The sequence below is a fragment of the Streptomyces sp. UF-297 genome, from assembly GCF_058245575.1.
In genome coordinates, this window is the sequence record NZ_JBSIBZ010000172.1 from 1 (window position 1) to 7,743 (window position 7,743).

Consider the following 7,743-nt stretch of genomic DNA (forward strand, 5'->3'; position numbering starts at 1 on the left):
CCGTTTCGGTGCTGCGCAAGGACCGGCCCGAAGAGGCCGCGCTGCTGAGCGCCCTCGCCCAACTGCACGTCGTGGGCGTCGCGGTGGACTGGTCCGGGATCTTCGCCGGTACCGGTGCCCGCCGCGTGGACCTGCCCACCTACCCCTTCCAGCGGCAGTGGTACTGGCCGGACGGTGCGCCCGCGGCGGATGCGCGGGCCGGTTCGCCGGACCTTGTGGACGCCGAGTTCTGGGACGCGGTGGAGCGCGAGGACCTCGCGTCGCTCTCGGCCGACCTGGAGCTGGACGGTGCCGCACTCTCGGCGCTCGTCCCCGCCCTGTCCGCCTGGCGCCGCAAGCGCGTCGAGCACTCCACGGTGGACGGCTGGCGCTACCACGTCTCCTTCAAGCCGCTGACCGGCGCCGCGTCCGGCGCCCTCGCCGGGCGGTGGCTGGCGCTCGTCCCGACGGGCGGCGCCGATGGCGAGTGGACCGCGGCCGTGCTCGTGGCCCTGGGCGAGTCGGCCGTCACCGTCGAGGCCGACGCGACCGACCGCGGCGCGCTCGCCGGACAGCTCGCCGAACTCGCCGCACAGGGCATCGAGTTCACCGGAGTGGTCTCCCTCCTCGCGGCCCCGTACGCCTACGCCCTCCCCTTTGGGCCGGCATGGCCCGACGAGGCGCTGCGGGCGCTGGCGGACGCCGGAATCCACGCCCCGCTGTGGTACGTCACCCGCGGCGCGGTATCGGTGGGCCGCTCCGACGCCGAAGCCGACGTCGCCCAGGCGGCGGTGTGGGGCCTCGGCAGGGTCGCGGCCCTGGACCACCCGGACCGCTGGGGCGGCCTGGTCGACGTACCCGAGGTGCTCGACGGGCGCTCGGCCGAACGGCTTCGCGCCGTCTTGTCCGGCATGGGTGACGAGGACCAGGTGGCGCTGCGCTCCTCCGGCGTCTTCGGGCGACGGCTGGTGCGCGCCACGGACGACACCTCCGCGGCCCCGTGGCGGCCGGCCGGCACGGTCCTGGTCGCCGGCCCGGCGTCCGGCACCGGCGGACTCTGCGCCCGCTGGCTCGCCGAGAACGGCGCCCGGCACCTGGTGCTGGCCGACCCGACCGCACCGGACACCGCGCGGCTGGGCGCCGAACTCGACGCCCTGGGCGTGCCGTTGACGGTGCTCGACTGCGCACCGGCCGACGGCGAGGCGCTGCTGGCCGCGCTCGCCGAGCTCCCGGCGCAGGCGCCGCTGACCGCCGTGATCCACACGGCCGGGCCGTTCGACGCCGACGCGCACACAGCCGCCGAGGACCCCGGCGCCGCGCTGGCCACGCTGCACGCGGACGTGGAGAGCCTGGCGGCCGTGGCCGAGGCGGCGGCCGGTGACCGCCCCCTGGACGCGTTCGTCCTCTTCTCCTCGATCGCCGGCGCCTGGGGTGCCGGAGGCCGGGGCACCGAGGCGGCGGCCGGAGCACAACTCGACGCCCTGGCCCGTACTTTGCGGGCCCGCGGACTGCCTGCCACGGCGGTCTCGTGGGGCGGCTGGGACGGTGCCACCTCCGACAGCCTCGCCGCCCACCTGAGGGCCAACGGGCTGCCCGTGATGGACCCCGCGCGGGCCCTGACCGCGCTCGCCCGCTCCCTGGGCACCGGCACCCCCTCGGTGACGGTCGCCGACGTACGGTGGGACGGGTTCGCGCCCGCCTTCACCCGCGACCGGCCCAGCGCCCTGTTCGCCGAACTGCCCGAGGCCCGCGAGGCACTGGCGGACGCCGGCGGCACCGAGCCGGGCACGGCGGGCAGCGCGACCGGCCTGCGGGCCGAACTCGCCGCCCGCCCGGACGCGGAGCGCACCGAGGTCCTGCTGGCCCTGGTCCGCGCCAAGGTGGCCGCGGTGCTCGGGTTCGCGGACGCCGGCGCCGTACCCACCGGCCAGGCCTTCAAGGACCTCGGCTTCGACTCGCTGACCGCGGTCGACCTGCGCAACCAGCTCGCCACCGCCACGGGTCTGGCGCTGCCCGCCACCCTCGTCTTCGACTACCCCACGGCCGACGCGCTCGCCGAGTACCTGCGGGCCGAACTCCTCGGCGAGGACGCGGAGGAACTCCCCGCGGCGGTGCGGTCGCAGGACGCCGGCACCGCCGAGGACCCGGTCGTCATCGTCGGCATGAGCTGCCGCTACCCGGGCGGGATCCGCTCGCCCGAGGACCTGTGGCAGCTGGTCATGGGGGAGACGGACGCCATCGGAGGCTTCCCCACGGACCGTGGCTGGGACCTGGACCGGCTGCTGCACGGCGACGCGGACGGCCGCGGCCGGACCGTCACCGGCCAGGGCGGATTCCTCTACGACGTGGCCGACTTCGACCCCGGCTTCTTCGGGATCTCGCCGCGCGAGGCGATGGTGATGGACCCGCAGCAGCGCATCCTCCTGGAAGCCACCTGGGAGGCCCTGGAGCGCGGCGGCCTCGACCCCGCCCAGCTGCGCGGCGGCGACACCGGCGTGTTCATCGGCGGCGGATCGGGCGACTACCGGCCCGAGGCGGGCCAGTTGGGCCACGCGCAGACCGCGCAGTCGGCGAGCCTGCTCTCCGGCCGGGTGGCCTACCACCTCGGCCTGGAAGGCCCCACCGTCAGCGTCGACACGGCGTGCTCGTCGTCCCTGGTGGCGCTCCACCTGGCCGCCCAGGCCCTGCGCAACGGCGAGTGCTCCATCGCGCTGACCGGCGGTGTGACGGTGATGTCCAGCCCGGTGAACTTCGTGGAGTTCGGGGAGATGGGAGCCCTCGCGCCGGACGGCCGCTGCCGCCCCTTCGCGTCCACCGCGGCCGGCACCGGCTGGTCCGAGGGTGTGGGCGTCCTCGTCCTGGAACGACTCTCCGACGCCCGCCGCAACGGGCACGAGGTCCTCGCGGTGCTGCGCGGCTCGGCCGTCAACCAGGACGGCGCCAGCAACGGCATCACCGCGCCCAACGGCCCCTCGCAGCGCCGCGTCATCCAGCGGGCGCTGGCCAGTGCGGGGCTGGCACCGGCCGACGTGGACGCCGTGGAGGCGCACGGCACCGGCACCACCCTGGGCGACCCCATCGAGGCGCAGGCGCTGCTGGCCACCTACGGACAGGGACGCGATCCCCAACTGCCGCTGCTGCTCGGGTCGGTGAAGTCCAACATCGGCCACACGCAGGCCGCAGCTGGCGTCGCCGGTGTGATCAAGATGGTGCTGGCGATGCGCCACGGCGTACTGCCCAGGAGCCTGCACATCGAGGAGCCCTCGGCACACGTGGACTGGAGCGCCGGAGCCGTCGAGCTGCTGGCGGACGCGGCCGACTGGCCGCGTACCGGCCGCCCGCGCCGGGCCGGCATCTCGGCCTTCGGCGCCAGCGGCACCAACTCCCACGTGATCATCGAGCAGCCCGCCGAAACCGTGGCGGACGAGCCCGAGCGGCCCCAGCAGGCAGCCGGACCGCTGCCGGTGCCCGTCTCCGGCGCCGTGCCGGAAGCGCTGCGGGCCCAGGCCCGGCAGCTGCACGCCTACGTGGCGGCCCGGCCCGGCCTGACCGTCGCCGAGTTCGCGCTGACCACGGCCACCACCCGGTCGGCCTTCACCCAGCGGGCCGCCGTCCTCGCCGAAGGCCGCGAGGAACTGCTCACCGGCCTGGCCGCGCTCGCCGACGGACTCGACACCCCCCAGGTCCTGCGGGGCCAGGCGGCGGAGCGCCGCGGCAAGCTCGCGGTGCTCTTCTCCGGCCAGGGCTCGCAGCGCGTGGGCATGGGCCGGGAGCTGTACGGCCGCTTCCCGGTGTTCGCCGAGGCCCTGGACGCGGTGACGGCGCGCCTGGACGCGGAGCTGGAACTCCCCCTGCGCCAGGTCATGTTCGAGGACGCCAAGCGACTGAACCAGACGGGCTTCACCCAGCCCGCGCTGTTCGCCATCGAGGTGGCGCTGTTCCGCCTGGTCGAGTCCTGGGGCATCCGCCCGGACTTCGCCGCCGGGCACTCCGTCGGCGAGATCGCCGCCGCGCACGTGGCCGGGGTCTTCTCCCTGGACGACGCGTGCCGCCTGGTGGCCGCACGGGCGCGGCTGATGAACGCCCTGCCCACCGGCGGTGCCATGGTCGCCGTACAGGCCACCGAGGAGGAGACCCGGGCGCGGCTGACCGAGGGCGTGTCCATCGCCGCGGTCAACGGACCGCGCTCGGTGGTCCTCTCCGGCGACGAGGCCGCCGTCCTCGCCATCGCGGAGAAGTTCACCGCCGACGGGCGCAAGACTAGGCGTTTGCGGGTGAGCCATGCATTTCACTCACTGCACATGGACGCCATTCTCGAGGACTTCCGACGCGTCGCCCACGGCATCGGTTACGACGCCCCGGCGATCCCGCTCGTGTCCAACGTGACCGGCGAGGCGGCGACCGGACAGCAGCTGTGCTCCCCGGACTACTGGGTGCGCCACGTCCGCGAGGCCGTCCGCTTCGGCGACGGCATCCGCGCCCTCGCCGAGCGCGGCGTGTCCCTCTTCCTGGAGCTCGGCCCCGACGGCGCGCTGTGCGCCATGGCCCAGGAGACCCTGGACACCCTGCCCGGGCAGGCGGTCACCGTACCGGCGCTGCGCCGGGACCGCGGCGAGCAGGAGAGCGTGGTCACCGCGCTCGCCCGGCTGTACGCCGAGGGAACCGCTCCGGACTGGGCGGCCCTGCTCGAAGGGGCCGCGACCGCGCCCCGCCGCACCGACCTGCCCACCTACCCCTTCCAGCACCAGCGGTTCTGGCCGGCCGCCCAGCAGGCCACCGACCCCGCCCCGGCGAGTGCCGCGGACGACGGCTTCTGGTCGGCGGTACGGGAGGCGGACTTCGCCGCACTCGAAACCACGCTCAACGTCGAGCGCGACGCGCTGTCCAAGGTGCTGCCCGCGCTCGCGGACTGGCGCCGCAGGCGCGAGGAGTCCGGCACGGTCGACGGCTGGCGGCAGCAGATCACCTTCAAGCCGCTGACCCGCACGCCCTGCCACACCCCGGCGGGCACCCGGCTCGCCGTGGTCCCGGCAGGGCACGAGCAGGACCCGTGGGTCGCCGACGTCCTCGCCGCCCTGGGCGCGGACACCGTGTGCCTCACGGCGCCCGGCACCGACCGTGCCGCCCTGGCCGAACTGCTGCGCCAACAGGCCGCCGAGGGACCCGAGTTCGGTGCCGTGGTCTCCCTGCTCGCGCTGGCCGCCGGACCCGCCCACCCGGAGCACGCCCCCGAGGCGCTGGCCCTCACCACCGCCTTGATCCAGGCCCTCGGCGACGCGGACCTCGCCGCACCCCTGTGGTGCGTCACCCGCGGCGCGGTCGCCGCCGTGCCCGGCGAGCCGGCGCCCGCACCCGCCCAAGCCGCCGTGTGGGGCCTGGGACGGGTGGCCGCCCTGGAGTACCCAGAGCGCTGGGGCGGTCTGATCGACCTGCCCGGCACCCTCGACGACCGGTCCGCGGCCGGCCTCGCCGATGTGCTCGCCGCCCCCGGCGGCGAGGACCAGATCGCGATCCGGCCCTCCGCCGTCCTCGGCCGCCGGCTGGTACCCGTACCGGCCGGGCGCAGCGTCCAGGAGTGGAACCCCACCGGCACCGTCCTGATCACCGGCGGCACCGGAGCCCTGGGCGCCCACGTGGCCCGCGAACTGGCCCGCTCGGGCGCCCGGCACCTGCTGCTCCTGAGCCGCCGGGGCCCGGACGCGCCCGGTGCGGACGGCCTGCGGGCCGAACTCACCGCGCTCGGCGCGGACGTCACCCTCACCGCGTGCGACGCCGCCGACCGCGACGCGCTCGCCAAGGTGCTGGCGGACCTCCCCGAGGAGGCGCCGCTGACCGGCGTCGTCCACACCGCGGGCGTCATCGACGACGGCGTCCTGGACAGCCTCACCCCGGACCGCTTCGAGGACGTCTTCCGCGCCAAGGCCGCCTCGGCCCTGGCCCTGCACGACCTCACCAAGGACCTGGACCTGGCGGTGTTCGCCCTGTTCTCCTCGTCCTCGGCCGCGGTCGGCAACCCGGGCCAGGCCAACTACGCCGCCGCCAACGCCTACTTGGACGCCCTCGCCGAGCTGCGCCGGGCCGAGGGCCTGGCCGCGACCTCGATCGCCTGGGGCGCCTGGGGCGGTGGCGGCATGGCCACCGGGGACCGGGCGGCCGCCGCGGCCCAGCGCACCGGCATCCGCCCCCTGGACCCGGACCTCGCCGTCACGGCGCTGCGCCGGGCCGTCATGGACGGCCGTCCCACCGAGGTCGTAGCCGACGTCGAACGCGACCGGTTCGTACGGTCCTTCACCGCCGTACGGCCCAGCGCGCTCCTCGCGGAACTGGCCGAATCCGCTGACGCATCCCACGCGTCCGATCCGGCCGGGCCCTCCGGCGAGGAGGACAGCGGCGCCGCCCTGCGCGAGCGGCTGACGGGCCTGCCGCCCGCCCAGCGCTCCGAAGCCGTACTGCACCTCGTACGCACCCGGGCCGCCGCCGTACTGGGGCACTCCGCCCTCGACGCCGTCGGCGCCGACCGGGCCTTCAGGGACCTCGGCTTCGACTCCCTCAGCGCCGTCGAGCTGCGCAACCAGCTGGGCGCCGCCACCGGGCTGACACTGCCCGCCACGATCGTCTTCGACCACCCCAACCCCCGCGACCTGGCAGCTCACTTCCTGAGTGTGCTCGTCCCGGAGGACGGGGCGGCGGCAGCGGCCGGTGACGAGGACCTCGACCAGTCGGGCATCAGGGCCCTGCTCGCCTCCGTCTCCATGAACCAGCTGCGCGAGATCGGCGTGCTCGAACCCCTGCTGAAGCTCGCCGCCGAGCAGAGCGCGGCGGCCGACGGCGAGGCAGCCGCCACCACGGCGGCAGACGCCTACGACGAGTCGATCGACGCCATGGACGTCGCCGACCTGGTGCAGGCGGCACTCGACGGCAATTCCTCCCAAGAGCGGTGAAAGAGCGGACCATGACCACATCCAGTGAAACCGTCGTCGCGGCCCTCCGCGCCTCGCTGAAGGAGGCCGAGCACCTGCGCCGACAGAACCGCAAGCTCGTCGCCGCGGCCACGGAACCGATCGCCATCGTCGGCATGGCCTGCCGTTACCCCGGCGGCGCGCACTCACCCGAGGACCTGTGGGAGCTCCTGTCCTCCGGCAAGGACGCGATCGGCGCCTTCCCCACGGACCGCGGGTGGGACCTGGACGCCCTGCGGGGCGCCGGGGTCGACCGGCGCGGCAACGCCGTCAGCCAGGAAGGAGGCTTCCTCGACGGTGCCGGGGACTTCGACGCGGACTTCTTCGGCATCTCACCGCGGGAGTCCCTCACCATGGACCCGCAGCAGCGGCTGCTGCTGGAGACCTCCTGGGAGGCGATCGAGCGGGCCGGCATCGACCCGGTGTCCCTGCGCGGCAGCCGTACCGGCGTGTTCGTCGGCACGAACGGCCAGGACTACGCCTACCTGCTGGTGGGCTCCCTGGCCGACGCCACCGGCGACATCGGCACCGGAATCGCCGCCAGTGCCACCTCCGGGCGGCTGTCCTACACGCTGGGCCTGGAGGGCCCGGCGGTCACCGTCGACACGGCGTGCTCGTCCTCGCTCGTGGCCCTGCACACGGCGACCCACGCCCTGCGGGCCGGTGAGTGCTCACTGGCCCTGGTCGGCGGCGTGAACGTCATGTCGTCCCCCGGATCCCTGATGGAGTTCAGCCGGCAGGGCGGGCTGGCGGCGGACGGCCGGTGCAAGGCGTTCGCCGACGCGGCCGACGGCACCGGCTGGTC

The 7,743-nt window shown here is 75.3% G+C and carries 1 protein-coding gene and 1 pseudogene; both read left to right on the forward strand.

The features are described 5' to 3' along the window. Window positions 1-8 precede the first annotated feature (8 nt). Window positions 9-6,920 (forward strand): annotated as a pseudogene (locus AC4IJH_RS42845) (type I polyketide synthase); the annotation flags it as partial. 11 nt (window positions 6,921-6,931) lie between these two features. Beyond that, window positions 6,932-7,743 (forward strand): beta-ketoacyl synthase N-terminal-like domain-containing protein (locus AC4IJH_RS42850; protein WP_490857464.1); only part of this gene is annotated, 812 nt, incomplete at its 3' end.